Consider the following 19,329-nt stretch of genomic DNA (forward strand, 5'->3'; position numbering starts at 1 on the left):
AAGGGCGATGCACCAGTGCATCGCCCTTGTCTGTCTGGGATTGAACGGTAGTGTTCGCTAACTCATCCCCAAGTACCGCTTTAATCCGTCATGCTCGGGCGTGGTCAGCATGGCTTGCGTGTCCCCAAACAGCGTAATTTCCCCGTGCTCAATGAAGGCGCATTTATCGCTGATCGCCAGTGCATCATCAGGGCTGTGGGTGATCATCAACACCGTGATCTGCTGCTCGCGCGCCAAAGTCTGCACCAACGTCAGCATCTCTTTACGCAAGGCCGGATCCAAGGCGGAAAACGGTTCATCCAGCAACAACAAGGGACGCTGACGTAGCAGACAGCGCGCCAATGCCACACGCTGCCGCTGGCCGCCGGACAGTTGTTCCGGCAAACGCGTCAGGTAGTCTGCCAACCCGACACGGGTCGCAGCAGCGGTGACATCTGCTTTATCCTGTGCGGTTAAGCGCAGCCCGGGATGGCGTCCCAGCGCGATGTTGTCGTACACGCTCAGGTGCGGAAACAGGTTGTGTTCTTGAAACAGCATTGACAGCGGGCGCTGTGAGGGATGTTGTTGGTCAATCGGTTCACCGGCGATGGTCAGCTCACCGCTGGCCGGCGTCAGAAAGCCTGCGATCAATGCCAGCAGGGTGCTTTTACCGGCGCCGCTTGGGCCAATGAGGGCAACGATGTCCCCTTGATTGACCTGCAAATCAAAGCACAGCGCGGTTTCTGGCTGGTGAGGCGCAGGGCGCGGGTAGCGATAACAAAGTTGGCTCAGGGTTAGCATACAGGTTTCCGTATGAGCAGCTTTTCCACCAGCGTGAATAAGCCCAAACTCAATAGTAATAAAATCAATGCGGTGACGGCCGCCGCGTCCATTTGGTAGCTGCCCAGTAGCTGGAATAAATACAGCGGCAGGGTTTGGAAATCATTGCTGCCAAACAGGGAAATGGCGCCTAAGTCGCCCAGCGAGAGCACAAAGCCGATCGCCAGAGCTTGTGCCATGGGGGCCCGCAAAGCGCGCCATTCCACCAGCCATAAGCGGGTGAGGCCATGCATCCCTAAGCTTTGGCACAGCGGATCATATTGTTGGGCAATATGCAGCATAGGCTGGCTCAGGGTTTTAAGCACGTACGGCAGCGCCATCAGGGCATTCACCGCCACCACTACCCAGAATGCGACCGAAAACGCATCAGTAAACTGGCGCAATAACAGGAAGATCCCGGTACTTAGTACCAGCCCCGGCGTGATCAATATGATGGTGCCGATCAGCTCGATGCCATCGGCCGCCCAACGTTGACGACGTAAACGCCACTGGCGGCTGGTGAGCAAGATCGCGACGCCCCCGATCACGGCCAGCAAGGCGGCGATAATGGCAATGCGCAGCGATTGTCCTACCGCGTGCCACAGCGCGGGAGCGTGCAATTGACTCAGGGTGTGAGGATTTAGCCCGGCGATCACCACCGCGAACAGAGGCGGCAGCACCAACAGCAGCGCAAGGCCAATCCATACGCCGTCCCAGCAGCGACTGGCCAATGAATCAAACTGTGGCTGGCGCGCCCGTCGGGCAGAGGTGTGTGTGGTGGCTAACGGTTTGGCAAACCGTTGTGTCAGCAGCACTAAGCTGCCGCACAATGCCATTTGCCACAACGCCAAGATGGCTCCGCCGGCTAAATCAAAGTCATACCGTAAGGCTTGGTAAATCGCCAGTTCAATGGTGGTCGCTTGAGGGCCGCCGCCGAGAGCCATGATCACGGCAAAACTGGTGAAGCACAGCATGAACACCAAGCCAATCACATGGGGTAATTGCTGGCGCAAACGCGGCCAAGCGACAAACCGAAACTGTTGCCAACTGGACAGCCCCAAATGGGTCGCGAGTTGATGCTGTTCGTGCGGAATGCTTTCCAGGCTTTGGTACAGCAGGCGCGTCGCCAACGGCAGGTTCAAAAACACGTGGGCGAGCAAAATCCCCTGTAACCCATACAAGGACACAGCCGGTTGCCAGCCTAACGTATGTAGGCCATGCATCAGTAAACCGTTATTGCCGTACACGGCCAACAGGCCAAACACCGCGACCAGCACCGGCAGCACCAGCGTCATGGCAAACACCCGCAAGAGCAGGGCCTTTCCGGGAAATTGGCGGCGTGACAGCGCATAAGCGACGGGGATCGCGGGTACGATGCTGAGTAACGTTGACAGGAGTGCTTGCGTGAACGAAAAGCCCGTTACATGGCGTAAATACGGATCCTGCCATAACGGCAGGATATCGAGTGTGTTCGCTTCGACGATTAACGCCCCTAAAGCGCTGATCACGATGGCGATGATCAGCCCGGCGCTCAATAGGCCGGGCAATAAAACGGTGTGGCGGGAGTGCAAGGTAAGTGCCTACTATCGGTGTGTGGCTTAGTCGAAATGTTACTGAGTCAGCGCATATTGCCATTCTCGGATCCAACTACGGCGCTGTTTCGCGACCTCATCGGCGTTAAATTCCAGCGCCTTGCTTGGCAGGGTTAATTGCTCAAAGCCGGCTGGCAACGTTTGCTTGATCACCGGATACATCCAGTTGCCCGTTGGGATTTGGTCTTGGAATGCCGGCGTCAAGATGAAGGCCATGAATTGATCCGCCAGTACCGGGTTATCACTGCTTTTCAGCTTGGCTGCCACTTCCACTTGCAGGTAATGCCCCTCGCTGAAATTCGCGGCTTTGTATTTTGCGTCTTTCTCGGCGATCAGGTGATAAGCCGGTGACGTGGTGTAAGAGAGCACCATGTCCGCTTCGCCTTTAAGGAACATGTTGTAGGCTTCCGACCACCCCTTGGTGACGGTGACGGTTTTCTTCGCCAGTTGTTGCCACGCGTCTGCGGCCTTATCGCCATAGACGGACTTCATCCACAGCATTAAGCCTTGGCCGGGCGTGGATGTGCGAGGATCTTGATACAGGATGTTGAGATCATCGCGTTTAACGAGTTCATCCAAGCTTTTCGGCGGGTTCGTCAGTTTGCTGCTGTCATACACAAAAGCAAAATAGCCAAAGTCATACGGCACGAACGTGGTGTCCGTCCAGCCATTCGGAAGGGTCACCTGACGGGTATCGACATTGTGTTCCGCCAGTAGGCCGGTTTTTTTCGCTTCGCTGATCAGGTTGTTATCCAGTCCTAATAGCACATCGGCTTTTGAATTTTTGCCTTCCAGACGCACGCGGTTCAAAATGGATACCCCATCATCCAGTGCGATGAATTGCAAATCGCAATCACACTGCGCTTCAAAGGCTTTTTCAATCGCCGGTCCCGGTCCCCAGTCAGAGGCGAACGAGCTGTAGGTGTACACGGTCAGCGTGTTATCGCTGTTCGCGTTGGCATTTTCTGCGGCCCATGCTGGGCTGGTGGCGATCGCGCTCGTCAATGAGACAGCAAAAAGGGAAAGGGCTTTTTTCACGGTGTGCTCCTGCTACGTTTGCATCCGGCAAACGAGATAAATAAGAGGGCACAGGGTTGAGATCTGCCTGTCAGTCGAGTGTGTCTGACTCAGGGCAGAAAGTGCATGACTCGGTCTCAATTCCTACGCCAGTGCTAACTGGATCAGGTTCAGTGGGTTTTGCGGTGCAATCTCAGCCCTTTTTTGTGTTCGGGCTCCCCAATGAGAACGAGCATATTGTAATAGGGGGATGCTGGCGTGGCTAGTGCTCAGCAAGGAAGACAATCACTTATTGGGCAGCATTGAGTCGCCAGTCATAGTCGTAACGGACATGTTGTAAGGTGACAGGCGTCCCGGTGCGGTAGCGGTTGAGGTGCTGTTGTAGTTCCCGTTGGGTGCCGAAGTCAGTCCCGTACCAGTCATAAATGGAGGACAACTGGACGCTGTCGCCGTTGATCTTGACGCCTTTGTCGTTGTTAATGAAGCGTTTGGCGGCCTGCTCTAACAAGGTGTCGGTGTTATTGGCGGTAAAGGCGCGCGGCAGCAAATCAGGACAGCCGAGGCTGGCACAATTGACCGCGTAGTGAATACGCGGATCACGCCAGATAGGGCGCAAGATCCGGTGTTCGATATCATTGAGGGAAAGTGGTTTGCCGTTGATGGTCACGACGTCGTCATCCCACGGACCGAAGCTGAAAAAGCCGCCGATCTTGGTGATAGACGACACCGGATAATGAGCGAGGATCAGCTTCACAGTCTGCGCGTTGTACAGGTTCACCCAATAGGCAAACTGCTCACGGCGATTGAGTTGGCGCGGATCGATAGCAGCCAGATCGCGCAGGTAGCGGCCCAGTGCGTACTGATCGTTGTCGGTGACGGCACTATAGCGAAAGCGGGTTTGTGAGGGCGCGACGACCAAGTAACGATCCAGCAACTGTTGCCAGCGTTGATGATCGACGGTCTGCGTACTGTTGGCTTGGGTCGCCTGCCAATATGGCCAGAGGTCGGCCTTGGGCGCAGCCCACGATAGCGAGGGGATGAGTAACAAGCTGACGAGCAAGATCAAACGCATGGCGATCTCCTTGAAAAGTGGGCTGATGAGCCTATATAGGGTTAAGACATCAGACCGGCAAAGAAGAGAAAAGCTTTCGGGAGGATAAAAAATGCGCCGCAGCCCATGATGTTATCTGGCTGAGGCGCGTTTTGTGAATCGAGGTTAGGCTAAAAATGCGGGGATATTGCGCTCATAATCCGCGATTTTCGCTTCATGTTGCAGCGTCAGACCGATGTTATCCAGACCGTTAAGCAAGCAGTGACGACGGAAGGCGTCGATCTCGAACGTATATACTTTGCCATTGGAGGTGACCGTCATCGCTTCTAAATCCACCGTGATGGTTGCGCCTTCGTTCGCGTCCACATACTGGAACAGTTCATCCACTTCCTGCTCAGTCAGGCGTACCGGCACCATTTGGTTATTGATGCTGTTGCCGTAAAAAATATCGGCAAAGCTCGGCGCGATCATGACCTGAATACCGTAATCTGCCAATGCCCACGGGGCGTGTTCACGGGATGATCCACAGCCAAAGTTTTCACGGGCGAGCAAAATGCTCGCACCCTGATAGCGCGGCGCATTCATGATGAACGCGGGGTTCGGCTGCTGACCGGCATCATCCAAGAAGCGCCAGTCATGAAACAGATGTTTGCCAAACCCGGTGCGGGTGACTTTTTGCAGAAACTGCTTGGGAATAATGGCATCGGTATCGACATTGGCGGCGTCCAGTGGGACGACCAAGCCAGTATGCTGTTGGAATCCTGTCATTGTGCGTTCCTTCTGTTAGGCCGGCGTTGCCGCAGGTTCAAGTTCACGGATATCAACGAAGTGGCCCGCACACGCGGCAGCAGCGGCCATGGCCGGGCTCACCAAGTGGGTGCGACCATCACGGCCCTGACGGCCTTCAAAGTTACGGTTACTGGTGGACGCACAACGCTCATGCGGTCCCAAGCGATCGTTGTTCATCGCCAGACACATGGAGCAGCCCGGCAGGCGCCATTCAAAACCGGCCTCGATAAAGATCGTATCCAGCCCTTCTTTTTCAGCCTGTGCTTTCACTTGCTCCGATCCCGGTACCACCAAAGCTTGCACATTGGCGGCCACTTTACGGCCTTTGGCAATCGCAGCAGCAGCACGCATGTCTTCGATGCGTGAGTTGGTGCACGAACCGATAAACACTTTATCAATGCGGAAATCGGCCAGGGTTTTGCCTGCTTCCAGCCCCATGTAAGCCAGTGCTTTCACGGCAGAGGCTTGCTCAACCGGATCGCTGAAGTCGCTTGGCGCGGGGATAGGCTGATCCACCGCAATCACTTGCCCCGGATTCGTGCCCCAGGTGACCTGCGGTTTGATGTCTTTGGCATCCAGTGTCACCACATGATCAAACTGCGCATCCTCGTCAGTTTTTAGGGTGCTCCAGTACGCCACGGCGGCGTCAAAATCGGCGCCTTGTGGGGAGAATTTGCGCCCTTGGATGTAGTCGTAGGTGGTTTGATCCGGCGCGATAAGTCCGGCTTTGGCACCCAGTTCAATGGCCATGTTACACACCGTCATGCGGCCTTCCATCGACAGATCGGTGATGGCTTCACCGCAGAACTCCACCACATAACCGGTCCCGCCGGCCGCGGTGGTTTTACCGATGATCGCCAGCACGATGTCTTTGGCGGTAATGCCTTCAGCCACTTTGCCTTTCACTTCGATTTTCATGGTCTTGGCGCGGGCTTGTTTCAGGGTTTGGGTCGCCAGTACGTGTTCGACTTCCGAGGTGCCGATACCAAAGGCTAGCGAGCCAAAGGCGCCGTGCGTGGCGGTGTGAGAATCCCCACACACAATCGTCATGCCCGGCAGGGTGATCCCCAGTTCAGGGCCCATCACGTGCACAATGCCCTGATACGGGTGGTTAAGATCGTACAGGGTGACGCCAAACTCTTCACAGTTTTTGGCCAGCGTTTCCATCTGGATCCGTGCCATTTCGCCCGACGCATTAATGTCTTTGGTCAGGGTTGAGACGTTGTGATCCATGGTGGCAAAGGTTTTGCTCACCTGACGGACCGGACGGCCTTTTTCACGCAGCCCGTCAAAGGCTTGCGGTGAGGTGACTTCATGCACCAAGTGACGGTCGATGTACAGGATCGGGGTTTCCCCTTCGGCTGCCACCGCCACATGGGCATCGTAGACTTTTTCATACAGCGTCTTGGGCGCTTTATTATTCGACATGGCTCATTGCTCCTTGCGGCGGTTAGGCTTGGCGGACGTACTGGGCGATTTTGTCACCCATTTCGCTGGTGGTCAGGGCGGGATGGCCACCGGCCAGATCCGCGGTCAGCTCACCGGCTTCCAACGCTTGTGATACGGCCTGCTCAATGGCGCGTGCCGCCGGCTCTTCACCCAAGCTATAACGTAGCATCAGTGCCGCCGACAGAATTTGTGCCACCGGGTTGGCGATGTTTTTACCCGCGATATCCGGTGCAGACCCACCGGCTGGCTCGTACATACCGAATTTGTCTTGGTTCAGACTGGCTGACGGCAACATGCCCATGGATCCGGTGATCATGGCGCACTCATCAGAGATAATGTCGCCGAAAATGTTGGAGCACAGCATCACGTCGAACTGCGATGGATCTTTGATCAGCTGCATGGTCGCGTTGTCGATGTACATGTGGTTTAGCGTCACTTCTGGGTAGTCTTTGGCGACCGCTTCGACCACTTCACGCCACAGGATAGAGCTTTGTAGGACGTTGGCTTTATCGATCGAGTAGACGTTTTTCTTGCGCAGCATGGCCGATTCAAAGGCGATACGGGCGATGCGTTCGATCTCAAAACGGTGATACACCTCGGTGTCGAAGGCTTTCTCTTGGGCGCCTTCTCCTTCACGGCCTTTTGGCAAGCCAAAGTAAATGCCGCCCGTCAGTTCACGCACAACCACGATGTCAAAGCCACGTTCAGAAATGTCTGCACGCAGCGGAGAGAAGGCTTCAAGGCCGCTGTGGATCTGTGCCGGACGCAGGTTACAGAACAGTTGGAAGTGCTTACGCAAAGGCAGTAGCGCCCCACGTTCCGGTTGATCGTTCGGTGGCAGGTGTTCCCACTTCGGGCCACCGACAGAGCCAAACAAAATCGCATCCGAGGCTTCACAGCCCGCCATGGTCGCCGCAGGGAGCGGGCAGCCATGGTTGTCGATTGCAATACCGCCGACATCAAACTCGTGACACGCCAGCGTAAAGCCAAACTTTTCTTGTACCGCGTCGAGCACTTTGTGGGCTTGCTGCATCACTTCGGGACCGATACCGTCCCCCGGTAGAACGGCGATGTTATATGTACCTGCCATGGTTATACTGTCTCCATTTGGGATTTCTGTTTAATTTCTGCGATTTGATCGGCGCGATGAATACTGTTGATCACGTGAAGCAGGGCTTGGCCAGAGGCTTCGACAATGTCGGTAGCCAGACCGGTACCGTGGTACTTGCGGCCTTTATAGTTGGCAATGATGTCGGCCTGACCGAGGCCATCTTCCCCTTCGCCTTTGGCGGTGAGATCGAACTTATCCAGCACAATGTCGTAGCCAGTCAGGCGGTAAATACACTGGTACAGTGCATCGACTGGGCCGTTGCCGACAGCGGCTTCACATTTCTCTTCGTCACCACACTGTAGCTTGATGGTGGTGGTTGCCATGACGGTACCGGACTGTACGCTCAGGTAATTCAGCTTAAAGAAGTCGTCTTCTTCACGCAGATTGGCAAAGTGCATCAGCGCTTCGAGATCGTAATCAAACACCTGGCCTTTGCGATCCGCCAGTTTCAGGAAGTCGCTGTACAGGGTGTCCAGATCGTACTCTTTATCGGTGTAGCCCAGGCTGTCCATGTGGCTTTTCACGGCGGCACGGCCAGAGCGTGACGTCAGGTTCAGCACCTGATTTTTCAGGCCAATAGAGGCCGGTGTCATGATTTCGTAGGTGTTTTTGTTCTTCAGCATGCCGTCTTGATGAATGCCGGACGAGTGGCTGAACGCATTGGCACCGACAATGGCTTTGTTGGCCTGAATCGGCATATTGCACAGCTGGCTGACCATCTTGCTGGTACGGTGAATTTCATCATGCTTGAGGTTAGTGTGTACCCCAAGAAATTCGGCGCGGGTTTTGATGATCATGGCGATCTCTTCCAGCGAACAGTTGCCTGCGCGCTCACCGATACCATTGATCGTGCCTTCGACCTGACGGGCGCCGGCTTGAACGGCAGCCATGGAGTTGGCCACCGACATGCCCAGATCGTCATGGCAATGGACCGAAATAATGGCTTGGTCGATATTCGGTACGCGGTTAAACAGCTGGGCGATGATGCCGCCAAATTCATTGGGCAGGGTGTAGCCCACGGTGTCGGGAATATTAATGGTGCGGGCACCGGCCTTGATCGCAGCTTCCACCATGCGGCACAGGTTGTCGATCGGGGTACGGCCCGCATCTTCACACGAGAACTCGACATCGTCAGTGTAGTTACGGGCGCGTTTGACGGCGGCAACACCCATCTCGATCACGTCGTCGTAGCTGCGGCGCAGCTTGTCTTGCACGTGAATGGTCGAGGTGGAAATAAAGGTATGGATACGGAAGGCATCTGCCACTTTCAGTGATTCAGCGGCGACATCAATGTCTTTGGCAACGGCACGGGACAGGGCGCACACGCGGCTGTCTTTAATGTGCTTAGCAATGGTTTGTACCGATTCGAAATCCCCTGGCGAAGACACCGGGAAACCGGCTTCAATCACGTCAACCCCGAGGCGCTCAAGGGCGTAAGCAATCTGCAGTTTTTCTTTTACCGTCAGGCTGGCTGACAGTGCCTGCTCCCCATCGCGTAGCGTGGTATCGAAAATTATGACCTGATCTTTCATTGCTACATCCTTTCGTTAGCCTGCCAATCATGGCGTGGTCCGCATCCGCTTGCGCCGGCTTTGTAATATGAAAAAACCCGCGCAGCTTGCGCGGGTTTTTTTGAAGTCTTAGTGGTGTTTCCCACTCATAAGCTACCCGCGCGATTTAGGTCACGATAAGGAGGAGGCTTAAGAGAAGAGAGAAACGTGTTTTCATCGTTGTGTGCTTCCGTCAATACGTTTGTAGAAGAGTGTCGTTGAAAAAAACCACTGGTTGGTTAACAAATGAATATCAAATCGAACGCTATATCGTCAACTGTTAATTGCATGTTTATTTTGTTTTCATGGTTATTCGTCTGATTGTTAATAACATTCATCGCTGCTCAGACCAGTTCTTTGAGGCCGGATCGCGGAGACAGTGGCCGATAGTACGGCAGCAGAAGGGGCGGAGGTGGTGTACAGTGAAATTAATCACTTGATTAAAAAGTGCGTAATTAATCCGGTTCTTTGTCTCGCGCACAGGGTTAAAATTAAACAAATGATTAATTAATTGCCGCAGCCCCACGTAAGACAACGCGCAAGGTCGGTACGAAGGAGAATGCATGGCGAGAAAAGCAGGGCGACCGACAGGGGCGTCGGATGCACGGGAACGGTTGGTCACCGAAGCTCGGCGACTCTTTGTCAGCTTGCCTTACAGCAAGGTATCGACCCGTATGATCGCGACACGTGCAGGGGTGAATGTGGCGTTGATCCGCTATTACTTTGGCCATAAAGGCGGGCTGTACGAGACCATGCTGCGTGAGACGATGGCGCCCATTCAGCAACAGTTGCAGGCCATGATGATGAACGGGGATTTTGCGTCGGTTGCGGATCTGATGCGCACCTATTACCGGATCATGGCTCCCAATCCGGACATGCCCAAACTCGTGGCGCGGGCCATGATGATGGAGCCGACGGATCTGCAACGGCAGACCATGGAGAAAATGTTTGCCGAAACGGCGCGTCCCGCGATTGAGCGCATCTTTATTCAGTTACAGGCACAAGGTCAGTTACACCCCGGCGTCTGCCCTGATAAGGCGCGGATGAGTTTTATTAGCCTGATGATTTTTCCCTTTTTGATCCCGCCTGCCATGTTGCACTTGCAGGGCATTGAAATGGATGAGACCTATTTAGCCGAATTAGCCGAACACAATGTCAAACTGCTGACTCACGGTTTGCTTAAACCCAAGGAAGAGGGATAACCATGCTCACACCACGAAAACGCTTAGTTGTACCGGCCATCCTGCTGGGTGTCTTGATCCTTGTGCTGGCTGTGGTGTTACGCCCTTCCCCTGCCAGTAAAGCGGCCATTGAACGCAGTCGAGCGGTGGATGTGATCACCCTGCAGCAACAGCCCTTGGCGCCGCAAGCCACCGGTTTTGGACGGGTAGCCCCGAAAGTGGAATGGCAAGCCATTGCCGAAGTCACCGGAAAAGTGGTGTATCGCCATCCTGATTTAGAAAAAGGGCGAGTGATGGATGCCGGCACCGTGTTGTTGAAAATTGATCCGCTCGACTATGAATTGCGTCTCGCCCAGGCCCAAGCGGATGTCAGTGCCAGCCGTGCCCAACTTGCGCAATGGGCGCAGGAAGAGAAAAACCTGCTGTCGACCCGTAAGATTGAAAAACGCCGCTTGGCGATCAGTCAAAAAGAGCTCGCCCGTAAGCAAGAGCTGAAACGCAAAGGGCTAACGTCGCAGTCGGCGGTTGATTTGGAGCAGCAGACCATGTTGGCCAATCAGCAGACCTTACAAAATATTGAGAACCAATTGATTGTGCTGCCGAACGAGAAAAACGTCACGCAGGCCCAGTTGGATGTGAACCAATCCCGTGTGGATGAAGCCAAGCGGGCCTTGGCGAAAACGGTGATCACCTTGCCGATCGATGCGCGCATCTCCAGCGTGCATATTGAACAAGATCAGGTCGTCAATAACCAACAGACTATGGTGCTGGCACACGGCATTGCCGCGGTCGAAATCGATGCCCAAATCGCGTTGCATGATATGCAGGTGTTGGCGTCGAGCTTAACCCAATACACCGCCCACAGTGACGGGCGTCCCCGGGCGGATCAGCTCGATATTGCCGCCTCGATTGCGCTTTCCAGTGGTGACTTCATGCAGCGTTGGCCTGCACGTGTGACCCGTATCAGTGACACCGTGAATGCGAATCAGGCCACGGTCGGGGTGATCTTGGAAGTGCAACAGGATTACCGCCAGTTGTCGCCGGAATCGGCACCGCCACTGGTCAACGGGATGTTTGTGGAAGCCCACCTGACGGGGCAAACGAATACCCATTGGGTGATCCCAGAACGAGCTTTGCACGCTAACACGGTGTACCTGATGTCGGCCGAGCAGCAGTTGGCCATTGTGCCGGTGACGGTGCTGTTCCGCCGCGCAGGGCAGGTCGCCATCACGGGGGATCTGCATGATGGTCAAGCGGTGGTGCTTAACGATCTGCTGCCTGCGGTGGCTGGCATGGCACTGAAGGCGGTTACGCGCAATGGACAGCCTGTGCCTCCGTCGGCGAAGGCGGCTGTTAATAAGACGGCTGTTAATAAGGCGCTGGTTGAGAAGACGCCTGCTGAAGAGAAGCAGGAGTCGCAGCCATGATCCGTTACTTCTCTCGTCATCCGACGGCCGCCAATTTGCTGATGCTGAGCCTGTTGTTGTTTGGCTTAGTGTCGCTGCCCAAAATCAAACGGGAAACCTTTCCTGAATTTGCTCCGCCTTATATTACCGCTTCGGTGGTGTACCCCGGCGCCTCGCCGCAAGAGGTGGAAGAAAGCCTGTGCATGCGGATGGAAGATGCCGTAGACGGGCTGGCCAATATTGTCGAAACCCGCTGTGAGGCCGTCGAAGGTTCGGCCTCATTGATTTTAAAACTCACCAGCAGTGAGGTGGTGTCGCGCATGCTGGTGGATGTGCAGACCCAGATCAACGCGATCAATGATTTCCCTTCCGAGATTGAATCCCCCGTAGTACGCGAGTTGGATTGGAACGAGCCCGTGGTCGATGTGGCAATCAAAGCGGACACCAGTCTGCCGCACCTGAAAGCCTATGCAGAGCAACTCAAGCGTACCTTGAAGTTGGATTACGGCGTGTCATTGGTCACCGTCAGTGGCTTTTCCGCTCACCAACTGCGGGTTGAACTCGATGAAATTGCGCTGCGCCAATTGGGGCTGAGCGTCAATGACATCGCTTCTATTATCAGCCGACAGAATATCAAGTTGCCCAGTGGCAGTATCGAAACCCGTGACCGCAATGTCTTGCTGCGCTTTGATGAGCAGAAAATCACGCCGGACACCCTGGCGCAGACGGTGATTGGCGCAGACAGCATGGGCGCGGTGATCCGCTTGGGCGAGGTAGCCACGATCACCGATCGCTTTGCGTTGGATGAGCAGAAAGTGCTGTTTGACGGCACGCCGTCCGCGCTGTTGAAGATCAGCAAAAACAAAGCCGATGATGCGCTGCGGATCAAAGCGCGCGTGGCTGCGTTTGTCGACGCGGAAAATGCACGGGCGCCGACCGGTGTGACGCTAACACTGACCAATGATCTCTCCTCTTTGCTGTGGGATCGCCTGACCATGATGGTCAAAAATGGCTGGCAAGGGGTGATCCTGGTGTTTGCGGTGATGTGGCTGTTTTTTTCTTTCCGCTACTCGTTTTGGATCGCCGCAGGGTTGCCGGTCGCGTTTCTCGGTAGCTTGTATTTGATGGCGGCGTTTTCACTGTCGATCAATATCATGACCTTGGTCGGCTTGCTGATGGCGATCGGGATCATGATGGATGATGCCATTGTGATCTCGGAGTCCATCGCCTCACACCTCGACCGTGGGCAAAAGGTGGAAGACGCGGTGTATAACGGGGTGAAGAAGGTGTTGCCCGGTGTCGTCTCGTCTTATCTAACGACTATTTGTATTTTCGGCAGCCTGATCTTTTTGCAAGGGGAGATGGGGGCGGTGCTGCGGGTGGTGCCACAAGTGTTGATTTTGGTGCTGACGCTGAGCTTGGTGGAAGCCTTTTTGATCCTGCCTAATCACTTAGCGCACTCGCTGCAAAAAGAGAAAAAGGCCACGTCGCTGCCCCGTTGGAAGCAGCGTTTTCTGGCCCGTTTTGAGCATTTTCGGCATGGACGTTTAGTGCGCGGTGTCGAGTGGGCCGTGACATGGCGTTATGCGTTTGTCGGGGGCGTGATTGGGTTGTTGTTTGCCTCCTTTGCGTTATTGGCTGGCGGCGGGCTGAAGTTTGTCGGCTTTCCGGAATTGGACGGTGATATTGCCGAAGCGCGGATCATTCTGCCACCCGGCTCGACGTTGGAACAAACCGAAGTGGTGGTGCGCACCGTGGTCGCTGCCGCTGAGCGGTTGAGTGTCAGTTGGGGGGATCGCAATGAAGGGGGCGTGCCGCTGGTGAAAAACATCACCGAACAATTCAATTTTAATGCGGATGCCGATGAAAACGGGCCCCATGTAGCGACCGTGCGGTTGGATTTGCTCACTGCCGAACGGCGCGAAAGTTTGATTGATGACTTTCTTGTGGCGTGGGAGCAGGACGTGGGCGTATTGGCCGTGCCGGTGGCCTTGGTGTTTAAGCAACCGATGATGGGACCCGGTGGACGGGCGATTGAAGTGCGGATGCAGCATGACGATTTGCAGATGCTCAAAGCCGCGTCGATAGAAACGCAGACGTTCTTTAATTCGTTCGCCGGGGTGTCCGGTGTGTTGGATGACATGCGCATGGGCAAGCCCGAAGTGTTGATCCGTTTGCGCCCCGGGGCCGAAGCCTTTGGCGTGGATGGCCAGATGATCGCCTCGCAGTTACGGGCGGCGTATTTTGGCCAGACCGCGGATGAAATTCAGATTGGGCCGGAGAACATCGACATTGAAGTGATGTTCAATAAAACACAGGCGGCGGATCTGCAAACCTTGGCCAGCTTTCCGATCATTTTGGCCGATGGCAGCCAAATTCCACTGGCATCGGTGGCCGTGTTGGCGGATCAGCGCAATTTTGTTCGGATCCAGCGCGTGAACGGGTTGCGGACCCTCAGTGTCTTTGGGGACTTGCAAGAGAGCGTGGTCAGTGCCAACGAGGTATTGCGCCAGTTCCGTACGGTACTGATGCCGCAGTTGATCAAGACCTACCCGGGGTTACGGTTTGATTTTGAAGGTGCAGCAAAAGATACCGCAGAAACCGGCCAGTCGATGATGACCGGTTTCTTGCTGGGAATTTTCGGCGTGTTTGTGATCCTCAGTTTTCAGTTCCGCAGTTACTTAGAGCCGTTCGTGGTGCTGCTGGCCATTCCGCTCGCCTTGATCGGGGTGTTCTGGGGGCATTGGTTGCTGGGGCACCCGCTGAGTATGCCGAGTATGATGGGCTTTGTATCGCTGGCGGGGGTGGTGGTGAATGATTCGATCCTGCTGGTGCAGTATATCCGTCATCATTTGGATGACGGCGAAGACATCAAACAAGCGGTGGTCATGGCCAGTCGGGAGCGTTTCCGCGCGGTCTTTTTGACCTCGTTGACCACGGCTGCCGGCTTGTTGCCGTTGATGCTGGAAACCAGCTTGCAAGCACAGGTGATCAAGCCGTTGGTGATTTCCATTGTGTTTGGCATCTTTACCTCGACCTTGTTGGTGTTGTTCATGATCCCCGCGGCTTATGTGATTTTGGCAGACTTTAAATTAGTGCATCGTCATGAAAAATTGTTGTCCGTTTAGCGCGTTGTATTTGTGATCGCGAGGTGTTTGTGAGCGCGACTTGCCAGTGAGCGTGATTGTCACGATCCCTCCCTGAAAGCGTCACTGGCGTGTCATCTCCTTCTCGTAGGCTGATGTCATTGCCTTAGTCGTCATGACTGAGGCATGTCAACACTGTCGGCAGGCAAGTGATACAGGATGTGAACGAGGAGGGAGATGATGACGTTACTGACGCCCATCCAGCGGTTGGATGATGCCTTTTCCGAGCGGTGCCTCTGCCACCGTTTTAATCAGCAAGTGGCCCAGATCAGCCGTGCGGTGTCCCATACCGGTGACGGGCACTTGTATGTGGTGTTTGCGGTCTTAATCGGCTGGCTCGATCCCGATAACGGGCCTGCCGTGCTGACCACTGGCCTGTGGGCGTTCGCACTGGAACTGCCCGTGTACCTGCTGCTCAAAAACAGCGTGAAACGCGCCCGTCCTTCTGCCTTACCCAGCTTTATTCAACCGTCCGATCAATACAGCCTGCCTTCGGGTCATACGGCCGCAGCGTTTGTCATGGCATCGCTACTGACCGCGTTCTATCCCGAGACGGCGTGGTTCATTTGGCCGTGGGCCATCGCGATCGGGTTTTCCCGCGTGTTACTGGGCGTGCATTACATCACCGACATTGTGGCGGGCGCGGCGTTAGGGCTGGCGTGTTTTGCACTGGTGAGCGGATAAGGGCTGAAGCGGTGGGATAGTGTGTAGGCTAAGGAGCCAGAATGAAGATTTTGTATGGCGTGCAAGGCACGGGGAATGGGCATATTTCGCGGGCCAGAGAAATGGCACGGGCGTTTACGGCGCAGGGGATGACGGTGGATTATCTGTTTTCCGGTCGCCCACCTAGCCAGTACTTTGATATGGCCTGTTTTGGTGACTACCGTGCGTGGGAAGGGCTCACCTTTGTGACTGAGCACGGGCAACTTAAACCGTGGAAAACCTGTCGTCACAATCGACCGATACACTTTCTGCACGATGTCAGTCAGTTGGATGTGTCGGGTTATGATGTGGTACTCAATGACTTTGAGCCGATCAGCGCATGGGCCGCGCAGCGCCAGCGGGTACCGAGCATTGGTGTGAGCCATCAAAATGCCTTCTTATACGATGTCCCCACGCTCGGGCAGTCTTGGCTCGATACCCAGATCACGCGCCACTTCGCCCCAATCCAACATGCTCTTGGGCTGCATTGGTTTCACTTTAATCAAAAAATTCTGCCGCCGATTGTGCCTCCTTTGCCATCGTCATCGTCATTGTCGGTAAGGGGAGAGGCCCCCGCGATGTTGGTGTATCTGCCGTTTGAAGATCTCGCGTCGGTGCTGACGTGGTTATCACGGTTTTCTTCGGTGCTCTTTGATTGTTACCACCCAATGGTTGCTGCCGATCGCGTGGAAGGCAACGTGCGTTTACGCCGGTTGGATCGCCAAGGGTTTCATAGGGCGATGTATCACTGTGGCGGGGTGATTGCGAACGGGGGCTTTGAACTGCCGTCAGAAGCGATCAGCTTGGGGAAAAAGTTGTTACTCAAGCCGTTACAAGGCCAGTACGAACAGCAGAGCAATGTAATGACGCTGGAAATGATGGGGCTTGCCCAATCGATGAGTTATCTCGACTCGGCTGCCCTTATGCGCTGGCTGAGCAGTGAATCGGTGGGGCCGGTACGCTATCCCGATGTCGCGATGGCGATAGCCCAATGGATACAAGCCGGAGAATGGGATGATCATGACACATTGTGGCGTCACTTGTGGCAGCGGGTGGAATTTCCCGATGTGACACAGGAAGCGCTGGCCGATTTTATTCATAGCACCACACCGTCGCGCCGCTCGGCGATCATGACCTTGTAAAGGCCGTCATCGGATGGCGAGAGCGAGGGGATAGGCATGTCTCCAAACCGCTGAACGCCAGTCCTGCCACCGATGCAAACGCAGGTCGCTATACTCAAAGAAACGCCCTCACATTACCGACAATGACACTGTCGTATTTGCTTACATTTGACTGAGGGATTGTCCGTGGTACGCCACTCGGTATGGCGTCTGGGTTTCAATTCTGGTCTTACCAGCATAATGATAAAATTGTGAGATTCCGGAGTTGCCTTTTTTTCCATCAAAGGTAGACTCCCTGCGGAATAGGCTTACAGGTGTAAGCTAGATTGGCAGAGTAGTTATGGCTAAACGTGAATTTCATATCGTCAACCGTCTTCGTTCGCAGATCGAACGTCTCGGGGGACAGGTCGCATTGCGTCATCAGGTTGAAGGAAAGTGGCAAGATATTAGCTGGACCGAGTTTGGTCAGCAGATCCACCAACTGGCCGTGGCAATGCTTGGGCATGGCCTGAACATTCAGGACAAGGTGGGGATTTTCTCCAACAACATGGCGCGTTGGACCGTGGCAGATTTTGCGACGCTCTACAACCGAGCCGTAACCGTGCCAATTTACCCAACCAATACCCCACAACAAGCCGCCTATATCATCAATGATGCTGGGATCCGCATTCTGTTTGTGGGTGAGCAAGCGCAACTGGATGCCGCCATTGCGATTGCACCAGAGTGTCCGCAGCTACAACACATTGTTGTGATGAGCGATGCGGTGACCCTGACCGAACATCCTTTAGTGATCAGCTTTAATGACTTTGCGGCACTGAGCAGTGCGGAAGCGGAAGCGGAGTTGGCACAGCGTCTTGAGCAGTTTGCCATGGACGATCTGCTGACCCTGATCTACACCTCGGGCACCACCGGCACACCGAAAGGGGTAATGCTGGATTACAGCAACATTGCGTCACAGCTAGAAGGCCATGATCAGAATCTGGCGCTGGAAGAAGGCGATGTGTCGTTGTGTTTCTTGCCGTTGTCGCACGTGTTTGAACGCGCATGGACTTTCTACGTGCTTCACCGTGGCGGGATCAACTGCTACCTGTCAGACACCAACCTGCTAAAAGAAGCCTTGGTGGAAGTGAAGCCGAACGTGATGGCTGCCGTACCGCGTGTGTACGAGAAGCTGTATTCTGCGGTACACGATAAAGTGTCCCGTGCCCCGGTGCATCGCAAGATGATCTTCACGTGGGCGGTGAACATGGGCGCCCGTATGGCGCTGGCACGTCAAGAGTGCCGTGAGCCGTCGTTCATGCTGAAAAAGAGCTACGCATTGGCAGACAAGCTGGTGCTGTCGAAGCTGCGTGCCCTATTAGGCGGACGAATTAAATTCATGCCATGTGGTGGCGCGAAACTGGACGCGACCATTGGCCGTTTCTTCCATGCTATCGGCATTAATGTGAAGTTGGGTTACGGCATGACGGAAACCACCGCGACCGTGTCGTGCTGGGATGACAAGTGCTTTAATCCGGATTCTATCGGTATGTCGATGCCGGGCGCAGAAGTGAAAATTGGCGACGATAACGAGATCCTCGTGCGTGGTCCGATGGTGATGCGCGGCTATTACAATATGCCGGAAGAAACCGCGAAGAACTTCACCGCTGATGGTTTTTTGAAAACCGGTGATGCCGGTTATATCGACGATAATGGCAACTTGTTCATTACCGATCGAATCAAAGAGCTGATGAAAACCTCGGGCGGTAAATACATCGCACCACAGGTGATCGAAGGGGCGATCGGTAAAGATCACTTCATCGAACAGATCGCCGTGATCGCGGATACCCGTAAGTTTGTGTCTGCGTTGATCGTGCCGTGTTTCGACACGCTGGAAGAGCATGCACGTGAACTGAACATCAAGTATCACGACCGCTTGGAGCTGGTGAAGCACAGCCAGATCGTTGAGCTGATTGAAAAGCGTGTGATTGAGCTGCAAAAAGATTTGGCGCGTTTTGAACAAGTGAAGAAATTCACCTTGTTGCCAAGCGCGTTCTCGATGGACAAAGGTGAGCTGACTCCGACGCAGAAATTGCGCCGTAAAGTGATTCAGGATCGCTACCATCAAGAAATTGAACGCATGTACGAAGAGAGCCACAAGAAAGCGCGATAAGCGCCTGTGAGGTTCGCGGCTGAGCATTTGTGTTGAGCCAGAACAAATCATCGCGTTGAACGGATAAGAGAGTGCTTTGGCACTCTCTTTTTTTATGCCTGTTTCCCAGGGTTTTTCCCGCCGTGCGGGTTGACTGGGATAGGATCTTGGGTGTTTTTTATCCGATCAGACCAGTGTGATCCTCTGGTTTTGCCTTTACACGTAGCGAATGATGGTGGATGAAGTGGTGATAAAGCCACAAATACGGTGAGCAATGACCCATTT

Annotated in this window: 14 protein-coding genes and 1 riboswitch; of the genes, 6 read left to right on the forward strand and 8 right to left on the reverse strand. The window is 54.6% G+C overall.

Going from position 1 to position 19,329, the window contains the following annotated elements; genetic code table 11:
* Nucleotides 1-57: 57 nt before the first annotated feature.
* The 8 genes from thiQ to leuA form a co-directional block, all read right to left on the reverse strand.
* A complete protein-coding gene (gene thiQ / locus ACSF8W_RS21630; RefSeq protein WP_500849178.1) occupies nucleotides 58-780 on the reverse strand; it encodes a thiamine ABC transporter ATP-binding protein in 723 nt (240 codons plus the stop codon).
* Complete coding sequence (thiP, locus tag ACSF8W_RS21635; protein ID WP_500849179.1) at nucleotides 774-2,369, reverse strand: thiamine/thiamine pyrophosphate ABC transporter permease ThiP; 1,596 nt, start codon at nucleotides 2,367-2,369, stop codon at nucleotides 774-776. Before thiP ends, thiQ begins: the two co-directional genes overlap by 7 nt.
* Nucleotides 2,370-2,408: 39 nt before the next feature.
* A complete protein-coding gene (gene thiB, locus ACSF8W_RS21640; protein ID WP_500849180.1) occupies nucleotides 2,409-3,428 on the reverse strand; it encodes a thiamine ABC transporter substrate binding subunit in 1,020 nt (339 codons plus the stop codon).
* Nucleotides 3,429-3,531: 103 nt separating this feature from the next.
* Nucleotides 3,532-3,639: riboswitch (TPP riboswitch) on the reverse strand.
* Nucleotides 3,640-3,696: 57 nt separating this feature from the next.
* Entirely contained in the window at nucleotides 3,697-4,479 is a 783-nt protein-coding gene (locus ACSF8W_RS21645) for a DUF547 domain-containing protein (RefSeq protein WP_500849181.1), read from the reverse strand.
* A gap of 144 nt (nucleotides 4,480-4,623) precedes the next feature.
* On the reverse strand, nucleotides 4,624-5,226 hold the full coding sequence (leuD, locus tag ACSF8W_RS21650; protein WP_428477017.1) for a 3-isopropylmalate dehydratase small subunit: 603 nt from the start codon (nucleotides 5,224-5,226) through the stop codon (nucleotides 4,624-4,626).
* Nucleotides 5,227-5,241: 15 nt separating this feature from the next.
* A complete protein-coding gene (gene leuC / locus ACSF8W_RS21655) occupies nucleotides 5,242-6,675 on the reverse strand; it encodes a 3-isopropylmalate dehydratase large subunit (RefSeq protein WP_500849182.1) in 1,434 nt (477 codons plus the stop codon).
* Nucleotides 6,676-6,697: 22 nt separating this feature from the next.
* Nucleotides 6,698-7,786, reverse strand: coding sequence for a 3-isopropylmalate dehydrogenase (gene leuB / locus ACSF8W_RS21660; RefSeq protein ID WP_500849183.1), 1,089 nt, complete (start codon nucleotides 7,784-7,786; stop codon nucleotides 6,698-6,700).
* Nucleotides 7,787-7,788: 2 nt separating this feature from the next.
* Nucleotides 7,789-9,339 carry a 2-isopropylmalate synthase gene (leuA, locus tag ACSF8W_RS21665; protein ID WP_500849184.1) on the reverse strand — a complete coding sequence of 517 codons (1,551 nt, stop codon included), beginning with the start codon at nucleotides 9,337-9,339 and terminating at the stop codon, nucleotides 7,789-7,791.
* A gap of 581 nt (nucleotides 9,340-9,920) precedes the next feature.
* Between leuA and ACSF8W_RS21670 the strand changes: the two genes are divergently transcribed.
* From ACSF8W_RS21670 to ACSF8W_RS21695, 6 genes are all read left to right on the forward strand, one after another.
* The gene (locus ACSF8W_RS21670; protein ID WP_500849185.1) at nucleotides 9,921-10,559 is read left to right on the forward strand and encodes a TetR/AcrR family transcriptional regulator; all 639 of its coding nucleotides are present in this window, start codon (nucleotides 9,921-9,923) and stop codon (nucleotides 10,557-10,559) included.
* Between the two features lie 2 nt (nucleotides 10,560-10,561).
* The gene (locus tag ACSF8W_RS21675) at nucleotides 10,562-11,965 is read left to right on the forward strand and encodes an efflux RND transporter periplasmic adaptor subunit (protein ID WP_500849186.1); all 1,404 of its coding nucleotides are present in this window, start codon (nucleotides 10,562-10,564) and stop codon (nucleotides 11,963-11,965) included.
* Nucleotides 11,962-15,072, forward strand: coding sequence for an efflux RND transporter permease subunit (locus ACSF8W_RS21680; protein WP_500849187.1), 3,111 nt, complete (start codon nucleotides 11,962-11,964; stop codon nucleotides 15,070-15,072). Before ACSF8W_RS21675 ends, ACSF8W_RS21680 begins: the two co-directional genes overlap by 4 nt.
* A 198-nt stretch (nucleotides 15,073-15,270) precedes the next feature.
* Nucleotides 15,271-15,774: a phosphatase PAP2 family protein gene (locus ACSF8W_RS21685; protein ID WP_500849244.1), complete on the forward strand. Its 504-nt coding sequence runs from the start codon at nucleotides 15,271-15,273 to the stop codon at nucleotides 15,772-15,774.
* 41 nt (nucleotides 15,775-15,815) lie between these two features.
* Nucleotides 15,816-16,934, forward strand: coding sequence for an MJ1255/VC2487 family glycosyltransferase (locus ACSF8W_RS21690; RefSeq protein ID WP_500849188.1), 1,119 nt, complete (start codon nucleotides 15,816-15,818; stop codon nucleotides 16,932-16,934).
* A 319-nt stretch (nucleotides 16,935-17,253) separates the two neighbouring features.
* Nucleotides 17,254-19,065, forward strand: a complete 1,812-nt coding sequence (locus ACSF8W_RS21695) for an AMP-dependent synthetase/ligase (protein ID WP_500849189.1) — start codon at nucleotides 17,254-17,256, stop codon at nucleotides 19,063-19,065.
* Nucleotides 19,066-19,329: the final 264 nt, after the last annotated feature.

The sequence above is a fragment of the Photobacterium sp. 270122K genome, from assembly GCF_059941365.1.